This window comes from Pantoea sp. CFCC18179 (assembly GCF_059412405.1).
This window is the reverse complement of sequence record NZ_JBNBPM010000002.1, coordinates 19,882-36,862: the sequence shown is the minus strand read 5'-3', so window position 1 is coordinate 36,862 and position 16,981 is coordinate 19,882. Positions and strand designations below refer to the sequence as shown.

Genomic DNA, 16,981 nt, shown 5'->3' with positions numbered 1-16,981 from the left:
GCGCTATTTCACAAACTCTTCGCCCTGCGCGATATCTTTCTTCAGCGTGTCCAGCATGCCGTTCAGCGCTTGCTGTTCAAAGGCACTTAACGTCCCCAGCGGACGGCGTTCAACAATGCCGTTTTTACCCAGCAGCAGCGGCTGAGAGAAGAAGCGCGCGTATTCGCCATCGCCTTCGACATAGGCGCACTCCACCACATTGGCTTCGCCTTGCAGCGCGCGAATCAGCGACAAACCAAAACGTGCCGCCGCTTGCCCCATCGACAACGTTGCCGATCCGCCACCGGCCTTGGCTTCCACCACTTCAGTACCGGCGTTTTGGATGCGTTTAGTGAGATCGGCCACTTCCTGATCGCTAAAGCTCACACCTTTTACCTGCGACAGCAGTGGCAGAATCGTCACGCCCGAGTGTCCGCCGACCACTGGAACCTCAATTTCAGTAGGCTGCTTGCCTTTCAACGCAGCGACGAAAGTATTGGCGCGGATGATGTCGAGGGTTGACACGCCAAACAGACGATTTTTGTCATACACGCCGGCTTTCTTCAGCACTTCAGCGGCAATCGCCACCGTGGTGTTCACCGGATTAGTGATAACGCCGATCAGCGCTTTCGGCGCGGTGCTGGCAACTTGCTCAATCAAATTGCGCACGATACCGGCGTTGACGTTAAACAGGTCAGCACGATCCATGCCGGGTTTACGTGCCACGCCAGCGGAGATCAGCACCACATCAGCACCATGCAGCGCAAGTGTCGCATCTTCGCCACTGAAGCCTTCAACCGTGACTGCGGTTGGAATGTGGCTGAGATCGACCGCCACACCCGGCGTAACCGGCGCGATATCATAAAGTGAGAGGGCTGAACCTGCGGGCAATTGAGTTTTAAGCAGCAGTGCAAGCGCTTGGCCAATACCACCAGCGGCACCGAGAACGGCAACTTTCATCCTGAACTCCTTATTAAGGTGGGGCAGAGATATGCCGAAAATCCATCAGGTTACGAGTTTAATCAACTTCTCAGGCGATAGCGACAAAACCTGTCGCGCACTTAACACTACGCCGCAATCGATCGGCTCCCGAGACATCTCCACTTCAGAAGTCGCCTGAATGATTCATTCGCAGCCAGAAGACAATGGACGGCAATGATCATCAATATTGTTGTTACCACCTCAATAATATAACAACTTTGCAACCTTCGCTTTGCGCGTCTGCCCGCGATTTTCGTGCGATATAAAATTCTGCTATGATCGCTGCCCTGCGAGTAATTCACATCAGATTGATTGCATAAAAATTCATCTAAATGCATAATAATTTATCTGCCGTGGGCCTGTTGCCTGCTGCAACCCTCTCTTATTGGTAGCTTATGCGAAACCCATCAAAACAAGACGACCTGATCAAGGCGTTCAAAGCCTTATTAAAGGAAGAAAAATTTAGCTCCCAGGGCGAAATCGTGCAGGCGCTGCAGGAAGACGGCTTCGAGAACATCAATCAGTCCAAAGTGTCTCGCATGCTGACCAAGTTCGGTGCAGTCCGCACCCGCAACGCGAAGATGGAAATGGTGTATTGCCTGCCAGCAGAGCTTGGCGTTCCAACCACCACCAGCCCGCTGAAGAACCTAGTGTTGGATATCGATTATAACGATGCCTTGGTCGTGATTCACACCAGCCCCGGTGCAGCACAGCTGATTGCACGTTTGCTGGATTCTCTCGGGAAAGCAGAAGGGATTCTCGGCACCATCGCCGGTGATGACACCATCTTTATTACGCCAGCGCGCACCTTCTCGGTAAAGCAGCTGTACGACGCCATTCTGGTTTTATTCGAACAAGAGCTATAAAACCCTGCCCGTTACCGGCTGTTCAGCTGCCGGTAACCTCTCTCTGCGCACCGCTTATCTGCCATTCTTGCCACAAAATCCTTTTCATATAATAGGTTATCCATATGCCTGAGCGTTATCGTTCGACCTAAATAATGGTACGACCTTTTCCCCTGCTTAACCTATTGCGCTATTTTACACTGCTTTACATTATGTGCTCAGTGTCATTCCCTTCTCACGGCGTATCAGCCAGCGGGATCAACCATGATCTTTCGCACTAAAAGATAATTTGATGTAGATCATTGTTTTTACATTGAAATAACAAGCTATGGTTAAGATCCAGGCGGTTTTTATAACTTACCGTTCTAAAAAAGTGCCATAAGGATAAAGAATTACAACCAAACATTATTAGCTGGATATTAATTTCATGAGTGATTAGATCTATACTTAGTTTCGTGATGCAAATCACACGAAAGAAAAAGATAAAAATAGACGACGAGGAAAAATACCATGAACGTTAAAACTACTATTGCAACATTAAGTGTTCTCTCTGCCCTGTCATTTGGTGCATTTGCAGCAGATTCTATCAATGCTGAACAAGCAGCGAATCTGCAACCCGCAGGCACCATTAGCGTCAGCGGCGTGGGCGGTTCTCCAATGGATATCCGTCAGCAGTTAAACGATAAAGCCGATCAGCAAGGTGCAAAAGCCTACCGCGTGATTGAGGCGAATACCGGTGACAGCTATCACGCTACCGCTGAACTGTACAAATAAGTTACTGATTCAAGACGCAATGTGAAGGGTGACCCGTTTGAGACGCCTTTGCCTCTCAGGTTACCAACCCAATTTTCAGGAGAGTAGAATCATGAAAACCAAATTATCTATCGCTGTAATGACCCTGGCTTCTGTTCTGTCATTTGGCGCTAGCGCCGCAAGCCTGGTTTCAAATGAACAAGCTGAACAGCTGCAACCACTGAATCAAACCATCAGCGTGAGCGGTGTGGACGGTGACCAGACCAACGTTCGTCAGGAACTGTCACAGAAAGCCGATGCTCAAGGTGCTAGCCATTACCGCATTATTGAGAACAACCGTGGCGATACCTTCCACGTCACTGCTGAACTGTACAAATAATTAAACATCGAACGTCAGGCGCCGCTTAGGCGCCAGACACGAGATCGACGACCCGCCTACCCCACTTTTTGCCGCAGGTTGTTGATTATACGAGGAGAAAAATTATGAATATCAAAACAACCATCGCAACTGCTAGCCTGTTTTCCCTGATCGCCTTCGGTGCCTCTGCGGCACAGTTGGTAACCGATGAAACGGCGCAGAATCTGCAACCTACCGGCAGCACTATTTCAATCAGCGGTACCGGCGGTTCACCAATGGATTACCGTGCCCAGCTTTCGCAGAAAGCAGATGAGCAAGGTGCCAGCGCTTATAAAGTGATCGAAGCCAAAACCGGCGACAGCTACCACTTAACCGCTGAGCTTTATAAGTAATTCCTCGTCAATTAAGACGAACCCTTTGGCCCCGCTCGCCGGGGCCCTTTTTGGGTCTACTGCTTTACATTGAAGCGGAGCTGGCCTTCCAGCTCCTCTTCTGCTTCATCAAATAGCAGGATCAATGCGCCATACCGGCGTTTCTGCCCTTTCCCCAGATTCACAAACTCAATCTCCAGCGGCAACGGCAATTGCTCACCAATGATCGCGTCCCAAAGATCGTCCAGATCGTTGATGGCAAGATCGGCCAGCGCAAAACGATCGCTAAACTGTCGGTAGAAATGGGCTTGATCGACAATTTCATCGAAATCAAAACGCTCGGTTCTCATCATGATGCCCTCTTAGTCGTCGCGGCTAGCCAAGTCCGCCGAGGTGCAGCGCTTTCACTTCCAGATACTCTTCCATCCCCAACACCGAACCTTCGCGTCCTAATCCTGACTCTTTCACGCCGCCGAAGGGTGCCAGTTCGGTTGAAACCGCACATTCGTTAATGCCGATCATCCCGGCTTCCAGCGCCGCTGAAACGCGGAACACACGCTGAAGATTCTGGGTGTAGAAATAGGCCGCCAAACCATATTCGGTGTTATTGGCGCGCTTCAGTACATCCGCTTCATCGTCAAAACGGAAACACGCCGCCACCGGACCAAACGTCTCTTCCTGCGCCAGCTTCATCTCTTCGTGTGCATCAGCGATCACTGTTGGCTGCCAGAAGTTGCCACCCAATGGATGACGCTCGCCGCCGACCATCAATTTCCCGCCTTTGCTCAGCGCGTCTTTGACATGCTCTTCGACTTTATCCAGCGCCGACGGCTCAATCAGCGGGCCGACAATCACGCCTTCCTCAACGCCGTTGCCGACTTTAAGCTTGCCAACCTCATCAGCCAGTTGGTTGACGAAACGATCGTACACCGCGTTATGGATATAGAAGCGATTGACGCTGACGCACACTTGCCCAGCGTTGCGGAACTTGTTGGCAATCGCGCCCTGCACTGCGGCATCAATGTCTGCATCTTCGAACACGATATACGGCGCATTGCCGCCTAACTCCATCGACACTTTCTTCATGGTTTCCGCCGCGTTACGCATCAGCGTTTTACCTACCGCAGTTGAACCAGTGAAGGAGATTTTGCGCACCGCTTTGCTGGCCATAATCGCATCGCTGATGGCATGCGTATCACCTGCAACCGCGTTCAACACGCCATCGGGAACGCCCGCTTTTTGCGCCAGCGCCAGCAGCGCAAAGGCACTGAGCGGGGTGTTATTGGCGGGTTTGATGATGCCGGTACACCCCGCGGCGAGTGCCGGGCCGAGTTTGCGCGTCAGCATGGCCATCGGGAAATTCCACGGCGTGATGGCAGCGACCACGCCAATCGGTTCGCGCGTGGCGAGGATGCGCGAACCCGGCTTGGCAGGCGGGATGATCTCGCCGTTGGCGCGTTTTGCCTGCTCGGCAAACCACTGAATAAAGCTGGCGGCATATTCCACTTCGCCTTCCGCTTCTTTGAGTGGTTTACCTTGTTCAGCCGTCATCAGTTGGCCCAGCCAGCTTTTGTTCTCAATCATCAGTTGATACCAACGATTGAGGATTTCGGCGCGCGCCTTGGCGGTTTTATCGCGCCAGGCGGGAAACGCACGTTCTGCGGCGGCAATTGCCTGTTCGGTTTCGTGCTTACCGGCTTTGGCGACTTTGGCTAAGACTTCACCAGTGGCGGGATTGGTTACGTCAAAGGTGTCGCTGGCGGTATGCCATTGGCCGTCGGCGAAATAGCCGGTTTTGAATAATTCGTGGTTCTGCAGGGAAGTAGACATCGGTTCGCTCCTGTCGGTTTGCGTCCTGTCAGGAAAGTATAGATGCCAAATTTGCTGATTTTTGTGTCAACGTGGGATCAAAAAGGCCGCTGCATGCTGCAGCGGCCAGTTTCAGATTTGGATGAGGGTGTTTTGATACTTATCCAGCATCAGCACCAGCCGTTTCACCGGTTCGGTAACCTTATCAGGAGCCGAATAGTGATGCAGCTTCTCCTGATACACCTCTAACTCTTTTAGCAACCGCTCAAAGTAATAGCGGCGCTTGTCATCGCTGGTTGCCGAAATAATCCGGTCGGCGGTATGACGCAGTTGGCGGTGATACGCCGACAAATCCGCGTTGATTGGCACTTCCGCGTTACGCAAACGCTGATGCCCGATGATCAGTGTTAACGCGATGCGATACTTATCGATATCGCCTGGGAACAGGTTAAGCAACAAAAACAGTTGCTGATACAGCGCAGGCAAATGGTTTTCCCGGCGGCGCGCCTGATTGGTGGTCAGCGCCGCCACGGCTGCATACATAAAGCGGTTCAGCAGCTTACGACCGGTGCGATCGCGTGATTTGTCGCGAATCAACAGAATCACCATCATTGCCACGAAGCAACCAATCACCTGGCCCAACACGTTGTCGAGGAACACGTTGAACTCGAACTTCATCGGGTTATCCAGCACCAATACGTTGATGGTGCCAATCAGCGCACCGAGCGTACCGAGCTGGCGGCGCTGCACAAAGATGCCGCCGATAAAGCCCAGAGCACCAATGGCGATGCACAACAGCAACACGCTTTGCTGTGTCGCAGGCAGAATAAAGATGAAGTACAGCGCGCCGAGCGGTACCGCAACCGCCATGCCGTACAGGAAATCTTTCGCCATCATTAGTGGGTTTGGCATCCGCATCGCCAGCGCGGTAATCACCGCCAGCATCACCATGCAGCCGCTGCCCGAGGTCCAGCCGGTATACAGCCAGAATAACGAACCGAGTGCGGTCGCGACAAGGGTGCGCACGCCGTTGATCATCGCGTGATGCGTTTCGGCGGAACGCGCCTGAATCACCACTTCGCGCTGCAAAATGCTCTCTTCCAGCGTGGTGATGCGGCTATTGCTTTTCACACCGTTAATCAGTAACAGATATTCGGTGGCGGCACCGACCCAACTGGCGACAGTCAGCGGCACAGTTTTGCTGCTCACACCAATCAGGCGGCGCATCACCTTCATGCGCTTGTGCACATCGTTAACGTTGTTGACCTCTTTTTCGATCAGCAAACGATAGTGCGGTGGAATGTATTCGGGTCGCGCATTTTGAATCAGGAAGGTTTCTGCCGCCTGAGTAATCATGGTGAGCGACAAGGTATTGAGCATTTGCAGACGGCGGCTGGAGTTTTTCCAGCGCGAGGATTCCATCATCAGCTGGCTGCGCATGCCATTCAGCGCCGTGGTGCGGCGCACCAGCGCACTCCACGCTTTATCCACTTCATCTTTATCTTCGTGCGCCACGCACAGTTGCAGCAACTTGTACTGCGCCACCAGCAAGGCATCGACTTCTTGCTCAATCACTTTCTTGATCGAACGCGGCGAGAACAGCATGTCGGCAAGAATCGCGCACAAAATACCGATGACGATTTCGCTGCAACGCTCGACCGCAAACTGCGGCGCAAGCGTTAAGCCACCGCTAGCATCTGCGGTAATCACGATGATCAGCGCGGTGTAACCCGCCAGCCCCAGCGCGTAGGAGTTTTCAACTTTGATTAACGAGGAGAGCCACACGCACATGCCCGCCCACAGGCAGCATAGCAGCAGCATCACGACGGGCGCGCGCACTGTGGCAATCATGATGGTGAGCGCAGCGATACAACCAATAAAGGTACCAATGATGCGCAGGATGCCGCGATAGCGCAGTGCGCCAGAATAGGGATCGCCCCCCGCAGCAAAAGCGGTACCGCCGGCGACAATGCCCGCGGTCATGACCGCCCAACGCGGCGTTTCCAGATTGAAGTGAAAGCCAATCATCAACGCCGCAACCAGCGCGAAGGTGAGCTTCACCGGGAAACGCAAAAACTCAATCATATCGCCCTCGCTTAACCAAACTCACGCAGGCGATTAAAAAACTGCGCCATTGGCGAGACTTTGGTTTCGCGATCTTGCGCACCGGTGATCACCACCGTCGCGGTGGTACCCGCCGGGAAGCGGTTGCCCGGTTGATCGTCGAGGCGAATACGCACCGGCACACGCTGCGCCAGACGCACCCACTCCAGATTCGAGTCGATTGTCGCCATGCCTTTGCTGTCGCTGGTGCTGCTGCTGTTGGTGACACCCGCCGCGATGCTATCGACGGTGCCGCGCAACACCACGTTGCTACCCAGCGGCGTGATTTGCGCGCGGAAGCCCGGACGTACGCCATCCAGCTTGGTCTCTTCCATATACGCCAGCACGTAGAACGAATGTTGCTGCACCAGCGCCACCGCCACGGAACCGCGCGTAATGAATTCACCCTGATAAACGTTGAGGTTGGTCACCCAGCCGTCGGAAGGCGCTTTGATGGTGGTGCGATCGAGATCGATCACAGCCAGATCGCGCGTTGCAACGGACTTCGCCAGCTGATGCTCGCTGGTTTGCAGATCGTTGTTGGATTGCTCAATGGCTTCACGCGACATCGCGCTGGTGCCCAACTGATTGCGGCGCGTGGCTTCACGGCGTTTTTCGCTCACCAACGCCTGGTAATATTCGACATCGGCTTGGGCTTCATCCAACGCTTTTTGATAGCGCGGACGATCGACCACAAACAGCGTGTCGCCTTTTTTCACCAGTTGATTATCGTGCACCGGCACGTCAGTAATGATGCCGGTGACGTCAGGCGAGATGGCGACGACATCAGCGGAGAATTTGGCATCACGCGTCCACGGTGATTCGGTGTAAAACACCCACGCGCGGAAGATGATCACGATGGCGATGACAACCAGCAGGAGCGTAATCGCGTATCGCGCGATTTTTCTTATTAGCGCTTTCACTTAAAAACCTCAGACGAATAAACGGGATACAAGATAAAACACACAGCAATACAGCGCAGTGTTAAACAGTGCGGGATGCCAAACCAGATCGTAGATCCCGCTAGGCGTCAGCACGCGCTTCACTAGCCAGAACAGCGCCAGCGAAACTAATAGTTCAACGAAGATGGGCGGAAAACTCAGCCCGAATACGACAAATACCGGAAGCACACTCATTTCGGATCCTTAGTTCGACCTTGCCGGATTGCACCGATACCTGCCCACATGCGTTGCAGCATGTTGGGTTTACGATCAGGGGAAGACGGGTAAACTGATGGCAACATTCAGGCCGCGTTGAGCTAATCATAGCGTATCATCGGGTTAACACAGCCATGTTCAGGTGCAGTGAAGAGACCCAGCGACGCGTATAGTAACGCGCTTGACTATACGTTTTCTACATATTGTGAGCTAAATCACTTTTTAGTCAGAGTAAACAATGGATCGACTTAAAAGCATGTCCATTTTCGCCAAAGTGGTTGAATTGGGTTCATTTACCGCCGCGGCGCGCCAGCTTCAGCTCAGCGTTTCTTCTATCAGCCAGATTGTCGCCAAACTGGAAGATGAATTACAGGTCAAATTGCTCAATCGCAGCACCCGCAGCATTGGCCTGACCGAAGCGGGAAAAATCTACTTTCAGGGCTGCCGCCGCATGCTGGCGGAAGCGTCGCAGGTGCATGAACAGCTTTACGCCTTTAATAACACGCCGATTGGCATTCTGCGCATCGGCTGCTCATCCACCATGGCGCAAAACGTCTTATCGGCGATGACCAGCGAGATGTTACGTGAATACCCCGGTTTAAGCGTGAATTTGGTCACCGGCATTCCGGCACCGGATTTGATCGCCAACGGTCTGGATTTGGTGGTGCGCGTCGGTGCGTTGCAGGATTCGAATCTGTTCTCGCGGCGGCTCGGCGCGATGCCGATGGTGGTGTGCGCCGCCAAAAGCTATCTGGCACAACATGGTACGCCGGAGAAACCTGGCGAAATCGATAATTTTTCGTGGCTGGAATACAGCGTACGTCCGGATAACACCTTTGAATTGGTGGCGCCAGAAGGTTTAGTCACGCGACTCACGCCGCAAGGTCGCTTCGTGACCAATGATTCGCAAACGCTGATTCGCTGGCTGAAAGCCGGTTGTGGCATCGCTTATGTGCCGCTGATGTGGGTAATTGATGAGATCAGCAGCGGAGAGATCGATATTTTATTCCCGCAATACCATTCCGAGCCGCGTCCGGTGTATGCGCTGTATACCGAGAAGGACAAGTTGCCGTTAAAAGTGCAGGTATGTATCGATTATCTGACGGAATATTTCAAGCAGGTGGCGCGGCAATATCAGCAGCACCGCAAGAGTTGAAGCAGGTCGCCAACGATGGCGACCTGAAATTGAAGATTAAGCAGTACCGCCCACGGTGATTTTATCCAGCTTCAGCGTGGGCTGACCGACGCCAACCGGCACGCTTTGGCCTTCTTTACCGCACACGCCGACGCCTTTATCCAGCGCCAGATCGTTGCCGACCATCGAGATTTGCTGCATCGCTTCAATGCCGGAACCAATCAGCGTCGCGCCTTTTACCGGTTTGGTCACTTTGCCGTTCTCGATCAGATAGGCTTCTGAGGTTGAGAAAACGAACTTGCCGGAAGTGATATCCACCTGGCCGCCACCAAAGTTCGGCGCGTAAATGCCGTACTCAACGCTTTCGATAATCTCTTGCGGCGTTGATTTGCCCGCCAGCATATAAGTGTTGGTCATGCGCGGCATTGGCAGGTGCGCGTAGGATTCACGGCGACCGTTACCGGTTGGCGGAACGCCCATCAGGCGCGCATTCAACTTATCCTGCATGTAACCTTTCAGCACACCGTTTTCAATCAGCATGTTATATTGGCCCGGAACACCTTCATCATCGACCGCTAACGAACCGCGCAGGCCTTCAATGGTGCCGTCATCGACAACGGTACACAGCTCGGATGCCACTAACTGGCCCATTTTGCCGCTGAATACTGAAGTCGCGCGACGGTTGAAGTCGCCTTCCAGACCATGTCCAACCGCTTCGTGCAGCAGCACGCCCGGCCAGCCCGCGCCTAACACCACCGGCAGCATGCCCGCTGGCGCAGCGACCGCAGAAAGGTTAACCAGCGCCATGCGCACCGCTTCACGCGCCCACGCATCGGCACGCACATCGCCACTTTCGTCGGCGAGGAAGAATTCATAGCCGGTACGCGCGCCGCCGCCGCTTGAGCCGCGTTCGCGCTTGCCTTGGTCTTCAACCTGCACGCTGATGGAGAGACGCACCAGCGGACGAATATCGGCCGCCAAGGTGCCATCGGTTGCCGCTACCAGCACTTGCTCATACACGCCGCTCAGGCTGGCATTCACTTCCTGCACACGAGGATCCGCGGCACGCGCCACTTTATCGACACGATGCAGTAAGGCAATTTTGTCTTCACGCGTCAGGCTATCCAGCGGATTGACCGGCGCATACAACGAACGGTTCAATACCGCCGATAAGGTATGCGCTTTGCCGTTGCCTTGCTCACGCACGATGCTGCGCGCCGCTTCAGACGACTGGCGCAGCGCATTCAGGGAGATCTGATCAGCGTAAGCAAAACCGGTTTTCTCGCCACTCACCGCGCGGACGCCAACACCTTGATCAATATGGTAGGAACCATCTTTGATAATTTTGTCTTCCAGCACCCAGGATTCGTGGAAACTGGACTGGAAATAGAGATCGGCATAATCCAGACGACGTTCTGAAAGCTGCCCTAACAGGGAATAAAGGTCCTGCTGATTAATGTTGTTCGCAGTTAGCAACTGCTCACTTACCAGATTCAGAGTCATCGTTTCTCACTCATTATGTGCTCGGATAGTCATAGCCTGCGGCAATTACCCGACGGCGTCAAATTCACTTCTTTTTGTCTTCGCGCGGTTTGCGCAGCACTTCATTGATTTCCGGCTTATCCAGCGGACCGCTGATGTGATAACGCAGCAGCGAAATCTTGTTCCAAATCGGCCCCAACACTTTGCTGGCAGCAAACACCGCTGCGCCCACCACCGGATTGATGACAAAAGCGGTTGCCACGCCAACCGAAGCGGAAATTTCCGGCGCAACCACCGCTTGCATATCGATCTGCCGTTTCGCCAAATCAATATTACCGTTCATGGCGATATCCGCTTCGAGGCCATCCACCAGCAGGTTATCGGTGCGCATCACACCGTTTTCAATCCACGCGGTGCCGTTAATCGAATCGAAGTAGAAGCCATCGCTGAACGTATCGCTGAAATCGAAACGCAGTTTACGCAGCAAGGCATCGAAGCTCACCAGACGCAGCAACTGCCCGGCACGACCGGTACTGACATCGGCAATGTGTCCTTTACCGAAGTGCGTTTTCAGCGTGCCGCTCAAGGTTTCAGGCGATGGCTGCCACGGTGCAGAACGCCAATGCAGATCGTAATCGACTTTAAATGGCGCATCACGCAGCGGCGTGTTCATACCAAACCAATTGGCTGCGTCATTAATATTCTTGCCGCTCAGGCTGCCTTTCAAAGAGGTGCGCTGATCGCCCGGTTTATTCACCCATTCACCATCAACATTCAGCTTCGAGCTACCGGAATCAATCGAACCGTTAGTAAGTGCTAACGTATCGCCCTGCGGCTGCAATCTGGCCTGCATGTGGCCAAACTTCTGGCCGCGCAGCCAACACTCATCACAGTTAAGCTGCAACGCCGGCCAACCACTAAAGTTGAGATCGCTGCTGGCGCTGAACGGCGATGATTTATCGTCGGTTTTGCCCGCCCATTCTGGATTGTAGTAGAGATAGTTGAGGTCGATACGCCACGGCGCACTCTGCGCGGTCTGCAAACTGCCGCGCGCTTCGCGGCTATCCAATTGCACGTGAGTGTTGCCGCTTGGGCCTTGCGTGATGGCAGCGTTCACATCGTGCCACTGCTGACCACCCAGTGTTAACGCTGGCGTACGCAAAATGAAATCGCCCGGCAGCAATGCGCCACCGACTTCCGGTTCGCCCTGCGCGTTGCGTGAACTGCCGGCACCAGCCAGCAAGCCCATCCAGGCTTCACCATCCAGCGCAGGCAGATTCAATTCCATGCCACGATTCTCTGGCAACTTCGGCGTACTTTTCGCATCGTTGAGCCAAATGCCGCGATCAACCCGTAGCTGCGGCTCAAGAATCCAACGGCTGTTAAATCGATGCTGTTCTTTCACGCTGCCACTCAACGTAAAGCCATGCAAATCACCATCGGCGTTAATGGTAATCGGCATCGCTGCGCCCGCTGACTTGTCTAGCGGAGCAGGTAAGTGACTGCTTACTGTTTTTGCATCACCCTTCAACTCAACTTTATAACTGGCTCCGCCTTTGTGCGGTAACGTGATATCGACATTGCCCTGCCACGGCAAACTGCCGCTCAGTTTGCTGGTGACAGAAGCGGGCAACATTTTCAGCTGTGCGGGTTGCCAGTCGCCCAGCAGTTTGACGTTAACGCCAAAATCATTGGGATTTTCCGTGGTGCTGAAGGTGACACCGGTTGGCTGTCCAAACCAGTTCGCCTGCAACTCTTCACTTTCCAGATTGCCGTTGTTGTAGCGGAAGCGACCGGTCAGATTATTCAAGGTGGTTTTCAGCGGCTTGATAAACAAACTGTTATTGTTCAACACCACGTTGCCGCTAGCGTGAACTAACTCGCCATCCAGCGGAATATCGAGGTTTAGCTTGCCGCGTACCTTGCCGCCAATTTGTAACTGTTGCAGCGCTGCACCCAGTGTTGGCTTGAGTGGCGTTTGTTCAAAGTAGCTGGCGATTTGCTTTCCTTCGCCGCTGATATCGCCATCAATAATCAGCTTCTCTTTGAGGTAATCCGGGATTACCGCGCTGACATTGCGCGCATCGACATCGCCGAGTTTGGTTTGCTCTGCCTTCATCCACAAGCCGTTGTTGAGGAAGTCGAGATTGATATCGAGGTTTTCCAGCGCTGGCCAGCCCGGTTGGAACTGGAAGGTGGAATTGCGCAGCGGCACCCACACTTCAAACATGCCGTCATTGTGATTAAACGGGAACAAGGTGGGATCGCCAGCAAACAGCAGCGTGGCATTATCCACCTGCCCGCCTTTAATCGCGGTGCTGAGATAATGCGTAAGATCATGCCCCATCAGCGGTTCCGGGAAGTAGCGCCACGCATCGCCAGCATCGGTCACGCGAATCCCGGCGAGGATATCCAACCGCGGCGCTTTGCCGATATTTTGCTGATAGCGGAAATCACCGCGCGCCCACAATGATTTTGCCTGCACATCAAGCTGATGCCCGTCGAGCGTCAAACCGCTGTCATCGCGCTGCCAGTTCAGTTTGCCGGTGATCTGTTTGATTTGCAGCGGTGCCTGGAACATATCGCCGTACGGCACTTCGGCCTGGCCCATCGCTACGTCCAGCAAACCGTTATTCAAACTGCCGCTGGCGCTGCCGCTAAGATTGCTGATGCCTGGCAGCAATTCCCACTGTTGCCAGGCGAGATCGCGCCATTTGGCCTGCAAACGGGTTTGTTCCGGCTGAGCAAGCGGGATGTCCAGCGCCAGCGCATCAATATGGCCGCGCGGTTGCAGCGCACGCCAGTTATCGAGCAAAGCCGGTGAAAGCGGTTTAAACAGCGGAACGATGGGAGCCAGACGATCTAAATCAAGCTGCGTGGCACGCACGCGGACTTCTGGGGCGCCGTTGCTGCCGAGCATCTGCTTATCTTCCGGCTTCCACAGCAGAGAGAAGTGTCCCGGAGCCCACGCAATGCCGTCGGTGCTGAGGCGGGTTTGCGGCACCGCCAGGCTCCAGCCGTTTTGGAAGCGGGAAAGATGCGCGGTTAAGCCATCAACTTGCAACTGATGATCGCCCTGCTCGCCACGCCAGCGCGCGCCACCTTTGCTCAGCAGCAGATCGCCCGCGTAGACGTCGCCATCGCGCAGATTTACCCACGCAGCAAGGCTGAAACGCGCGCTTTCAAGGCTGGTGTTGTCACGCAGCCACGGACCAATCCACGGGCGCACATCAACATCATCGGCCTGCATCCAGATGCGACCATCGTTGAGCAAGCCATTGTTATCGCTGAGATCGAGTCGTACTTGCACCACGCCATGCTGGCCGGTAAAGCTGGAAAGGCTGACTTCCCCTTCCGCGCGATGACGCGTGTCTTCATTAAGCCAGGTTAAACGCGGAATCGCCAGTTCGGCATGTTGGCCGGACGGCGTGAGAAAGCGGATGCTGCTGTCACGCAGATCGAAGTGGTCAAACTGGCGCAAAAACAGATCGTTGATTTGCGCCGGTTTGAAGCTGTTTTTTTGCTCATCGTTCGTGAGCAACGGATGATTGGTTTCGAGGCGCAGCTGCCAGAAGGTGAGATCGCGGAATTGCCAACGCCAATGCAGCAGCGATTGCCAGACATTGAGCGCTAAGGTAACGCGGCCGATGGTGAGATTGCCATCTTCCTGCATCGCGATTTTGACATCGCGCACTTGCAGCGTCGGGCCAAAGTTTTCCCACTTGCCCTGAATTTCACTGGCATCCACTGTTACGCCGCTGACGCGAGAAATCGTCTGCAGAATATCGCTACGATAGCTGTTGAGGTGCGGCATCACGAGGCGCAACCCGCTGACCAGCAGCGCCACAATGACGATGATTGCGGCGAGCAGCAGTAACAAAATCCTCGGCAACCGCCTCACACACCTCTCCTTGCAGTCCGTTGGGTTACAGCGTGAAACCTCACGATCACATCATGACCACGTCAAACTGCTCTTGAGTATAAAGCGGTTCAACATGCACTTTGACCTGCTTGCCGACGAAGATCTCGACTTCAGCCAGCGCGTGCGACTCTTCGCCTTTCAACGCATCGCCAACCGCCGGTGAAACGTAGACCAGGAAACGATCGGAATCGTAAGCATGATGCACGCGCACGATTTCGCGCATGATCTCATAACACACCGTTTCCACGGTTTTCAGCGTGCCGCGCCCTTTGCATACTGGACAATCGGCGCACAGCACATGTTCAATACTTTCACGTGTGCGCTTGCGCGTCATCTCCACCAAACCCAGCGCCGAGAAGCCGTTGATACCGGTTTTCACCCGATCTTTGCTCAAGGCACTTTCCAGCGAATGCAGCACGCGGCGGCGATGATCGTCATTACTCATGTCGATGAAATCGATAATGATAATGCCACCGAGGTTGCGCAGTCGCAGTTGGCGCGCGATGGCTTGCGTCGCTTCGATATTGGTGTTGAAGATGGTTTCATCAAGATTGCGATGACCAACAAACGCGCCGGTATTGATATCAACCGTGGTCATGGCTTCGGTTTGATCGATGATCAAATAGCCGCCCGATTTCAGCTCGACTTTGCGCTCCAGCGATCGCTGAATTTCGTTCTCAACACCAAACAGATCAAATATTGGCTGCTTGCCGCTGTACAACTCCAGCTTGCTGGCCATTTCCGGAATGTATTCACCGGTGAATTCCACCAGCAAATCGCAGGTCAAACGTGAATCAACGCGAATACGATCCAGCGCCGCGCCCGCGAAATCACGCAGTACGCGCTGCGCCAGCGCCAGTTCGCCATACAGCAGGCAACGGGTTTGATTGCGTTTTTTGCGCTCGCTGACTTTCGTCCACAAGCGTTTCAGGAAAGCGGCATCTTGCGCCAGCTCTTCGGAACCAATGCCTTCGGCAGCGGTACGAATAATGAAGCCACCCAGATCGTCACAGTAAGCCGCAACCACCGCTTTTAAACGATCACGTTCAGCTTCACTTTCAATACGCTGCGAGACGCCAACGTGCGATGCGCCAGGCATAAACACCAGGTAACGTGAAGGCAAGGTAATGTCAGTGGTGAGACGCGCACCTTTAGTACCCAGCGGATCTTTCACCACCTGCACCATCAGATCCTGGCCGGGACGTACCAGTTCGCCAATGTCGCGTACCACAAAATTTTTCTTCTCATCACCCGCCACGCATTCGGTGTGCGGCATGATGTCTGAAGCGTGCAGGAAGGCGGCTTTATCCATGCCGATATCGACAAACGCCGCCTGCATGCCCGGTAAGACGCGGCTGACGCGTCCTTTATAGATGTTTCCCACAATGCCGCGACGTGCTTCGCGCTCAATATGGATTTCTTGCAGAATGCCGCCATCAATATAGGCAACACGCGTTTCGGAAGGTGTCACATTTACCAGCAGTTCAGCCGTCATCTTGTCCTCTCAATGCCCGCAGTGACTGAAAATGACTCAGCAGCTCGCCAGTCTCAACCAGCGGCAATCCCACTACGGCGTGATAGCTTCCATTAATCTTGCGGACAAAATTGCCGCCAAGGCCCTGAATTCCGTACGCGCCGGCTTTATCCATCGGCTCGCCGCTGGCGATATAGTGCGAAATTTCTTCTTCGCTAATATTGCGGAATGTCACGTCGGTGATGACCAGACAATCCAACTCGCGTTGTGCATCGGCCAGCGCGACGGCGGTCATCACTTGATGCGTTTGCCCGGAGAGCTTACTCAGCATCTCGGCGGCATGCGCGGCATCTTGCGGTTTTTCCAGCACTTCACCGTTCAGCACTACGATGGTATCCGCACCTAAAACCGGTAAATTTTGCGGCGCCACTGCCACGCCCGCACGCGCTTTGTCCGACGCCAGGCGACGCACGTAAGCCTCAGCCGCTTCTTCTGGCTGGCGCTGCTCTTCAACGTGGGTTATCAGGCGTTCAAATTGCAGACCAAGCTGCGTGAGCAGCTCACGTCGACGCGGTGAACCGGAAGCGAGGTACAGGCTTATCATAGTATTCC

General features: G+C 54.1%; 15 protein-coding genes. 5 read left to right on the top strand and 10 right to left on the bottom strand.

Annotated elements, in window-relative coordinates:
* Positions 1-3: 3 nt before the first annotated feature.
* The gene (gene mdh, locus ACPUC7_RS04785; protein ID WP_494921970.1) at positions 4-939 is read right to left on the bottom strand and encodes a malate dehydrogenase; all 936 of its coding nucleotides are present in this window, start codon (positions 937-939) and stop codon (positions 4-6) included.
* Positions 940-1,355: 416 nt separating this feature from the next.
* Here mdh and argR point away from each other — a divergent pair, with 416 nt between their 5' ends.
* The 4 genes from argR (at position 1,356) to yhcN (ACPUC7_RS04765) (ending at position 3,308) form a co-directional block, all read left to right on the top strand.
* Complete coding sequence (argR, locus tag ACPUC7_RS04780; RefSeq protein WP_008101964.1) at positions 1,356-1,826, top strand: transcriptional regulator ArgR; 471 nt, start codon at positions 1,356-1,358, stop codon at positions 1,824-1,826.
* Between the two features lie 489 nt (positions 1,827-2,315).
* Complete coding sequence (gene yhcN / locus ACPUC7_RS04775; protein ID WP_256697598.1) at positions 2,316-2,579, top strand: peroxide/acid stress response protein YhcN; 264 nt, start codon at positions 2,316-2,318, stop codon at positions 2,577-2,579.
* A 91-nt stretch (positions 2,580-2,670) separates the two neighbouring features.
* Positions 2,671-2,937 (top strand): YdgH/BhsA/McbA-like domain containing protein, encoded by a 267-nt coding sequence (locus tag ACPUC7_RS04770; RefSeq protein WP_494921969.1) that lies wholly within the window; start codon positions 2,671-2,673, stop codon positions 2,935-2,937.
* A 104-nt stretch (positions 2,938-3,041) separates the two neighbouring features.
* Complete coding sequence (gene yhcN, locus ACPUC7_RS04765; RefSeq protein WP_494921968.1) at positions 3,042-3,308, top strand: peroxide/acid stress response protein YhcN; 267 nt, start codon at positions 3,042-3,044, stop codon at positions 3,306-3,308.
* Positions 3,309-3,364: 56 nt separating this feature from the next.
* On the opposite strand, the gene ACPUC7_RS04760 is transcribed toward yhcN (ACPUC7_RS04765), so the two are convergent.
* The 5 genes from ACPUC7_RS04760 to aaeX all read right to left on the bottom strand — a co-directional run bounded on the left by ACPUC7_RS04760 (position 3,365) and on the right by aaeX (position 8,335).
* A complete protein-coding gene (locus tag ACPUC7_RS04760) occupies positions 3,365-3,637 on the bottom strand; it encodes a barstar family protein (protein ID WP_343553081.1) in 273 nt (90 codons plus the stop codon).
* A gap of 25 nt (positions 3,638-3,662) precedes the next feature.
* Complete coding sequence (locus ACPUC7_RS04755; protein ID WP_494921967.1) at positions 3,663-5,117, bottom strand: NAD-dependent succinate-semialdehyde dehydrogenase; 1,455 nt, start codon at positions 5,115-5,117, stop codon at positions 3,663-3,665.
* 111 nt (positions 5,118-5,228) lie between these two features.
* Positions 5,229-7,181 (bottom strand): p-hydroxybenzoic acid efflux pump subunit AaeB, encoded by a 1,953-nt coding sequence (aaeB, locus tag ACPUC7_RS04750; protein WP_494921966.1) that lies wholly within the window; start codon positions 7,179-7,181, stop codon positions 5,229-5,231.
* An 11-nt stretch (positions 7,182-7,192) separates the two neighbouring features.
* Positions 7,193-8,122 (bottom strand): p-hydroxybenzoic acid efflux pump subunit AaeA, encoded by a 930-nt coding sequence (gene aaeA / locus ACPUC7_RS04745; protein WP_343553054.1) that lies wholly within the window; start codon positions 8,120-8,122, stop codon positions 7,193-7,195.
* Positions 8,123-8,131: 9 nt separating this feature from the next.
* Positions 8,132-8,335 (bottom strand): p-hydroxybenzoic acid efflux pump operon protein AaeX, encoded by a 204-nt coding sequence (aaeX, locus tag ACPUC7_RS04740; protein ID WP_007891984.1) that lies wholly within the window; start codon positions 8,333-8,335, stop codon positions 8,132-8,134.
* A 259-nt stretch (positions 8,336-8,594) separates the two neighbouring features.
* Between aaeX and aaeR the strand changes: the two genes are divergently transcribed.
* The gene (gene aaeR / locus ACPUC7_RS04735) at positions 8,595-9,512 is read left to right on the top strand and encodes an HTH-type transcriptional activator AaeR (RefSeq protein WP_343553055.1); all 918 of its coding nucleotides are present in this window, start codon (positions 8,595-8,597) and stop codon (positions 9,510-9,512) included.
* Positions 9,513-9,548: 36 nt separating this feature from the next.
* On the opposite strand, the gene tldD is transcribed toward aaeR, so the two are convergent.
* From tldD to ACPUC7_RS04715, 4 genes are all read right to left on the bottom strand, one after another.
* Complete coding sequence (gene tldD, locus ACPUC7_RS04730) at positions 9,549-10,994, bottom strand: metalloprotease TldD (protein ID WP_494921965.1); 1,446 nt, start codon at positions 10,992-10,994, stop codon at positions 9,549-9,551.
* A gap of 64 nt (positions 10,995-11,058) precedes the next feature.
* A complete protein-coding gene (gene yhdP / locus ACPUC7_RS04725) occupies positions 11,059-14,874 on the bottom strand; it encodes an AsmA2 domain-containing protein YhdP (protein ID WP_494921964.1) in 3,816 nt (1,271 codons plus the stop codon).
* A gap of 46 nt (positions 14,875-14,920) precedes the next feature.
* Positions 14,921-16,390, bottom strand: a complete 1,470-nt coding sequence (rng, locus tag ACPUC7_RS04720; protein WP_494921963.1) for a ribonuclease G — start codon at positions 16,388-16,390, stop codon at positions 14,921-14,923.
* Positions 16,380-16,973, bottom strand: a complete 594-nt coding sequence (locus ACPUC7_RS04715) for a Maf family protein (RefSeq protein ID WP_494921962.1) — start codon at positions 16,971-16,973, stop codon at positions 16,380-16,382. Before ACPUC7_RS04715 ends, rng begins: the two co-directional genes overlap by 11 nt.
* Positions 16,974-16,981 lie beyond the last annotated feature (8 nt).

Excerpts from the sequence above, each read along its gene's own strand:
- mdh (WP_494921970.1), bottom strand. The coding sequence starts at position 939 with ATGAAAGTTGCCGTTCTCGGTGCCGCTGGTGGTATTGGCCAAGCGCTT.
- argR (WP_008101964.1), top strand. The coding sequence starts at position 1,356 with ATGCGAAACCCATCAAAACAAGACGACCTGATCAAGGCGTTCAAAGCC.
- yhcN (WP_256697598.1), top strand. The coding sequence starts at position 2,316 with ATGAACGTTAAAACTACTATTGCAACATTAAGTGTTCTCTCTGCCCTG.
- ACPUC7_RS04770 (WP_494921969.1), top strand. The coding sequence starts at position 2,671 with ATGAAAACCAAATTATCTATCGCTGTAATGACCCTGGCTTCTGTTCTG.
- yhcN (WP_494921968.1), top strand. The coding sequence starts at position 3,042 with ATGAATATCAAAACAACCATCGCAACTGCTAGCCTGTTTTCCCTGATC.
- ACPUC7_RS04760 (WP_343553081.1), bottom strand. The coding sequence starts at position 3,637 with ATGAGAACCGAGCGTTTTGATTTCGATGAAATTGTCGATCAAGCCCAT.
- ACPUC7_RS04755 (WP_494921967.1), bottom strand. The coding sequence starts at position 5,117 with ATGTCTACTTCCCTGCAGAACCACGAATTATTCAAAACCGGCTATTTC.
- aaeB (WP_494921966.1), bottom strand. The coding sequence starts at position 7,181 with ATGATTGAGTTTTTGCGTTTCCCGGTGAAGCTCACCTTCGCGCTGGTT.
- aaeX (WP_007891984.1), bottom strand. The coding sequence starts at position 8,335 with ATGAGTGTGCTTCCGGTATTTGTCGTATTCGGGCTGAGTTTTCCGCCC.
- aaeR (WP_343553055.1), top strand. The coding sequence starts at position 8,595 with ATGGATCGACTTAAAAGCATGTCCATTTTCGCCAAAGTGGTTGAATTG.
- tldD (WP_494921965.1), bottom strand. The coding sequence starts at position 10,994 with ATGACTCTGAATCTGGTAAGTGAGCAGTTGCTAACTGCGAACAACATT.
- rng (WP_494921963.1), bottom strand. The coding sequence starts at position 16,390 with ATGACGGCTGAACTGCTGGTAAATGTGACACCTTCCGAAACGCGTGTT.
- ACPUC7_RS04715 (WP_494921962.1), bottom strand. The coding sequence starts at position 16,973 with ATGATAAGCCTGTACCTCGCTTCCGGTTCACCGCGTCGACGTGAGCTG.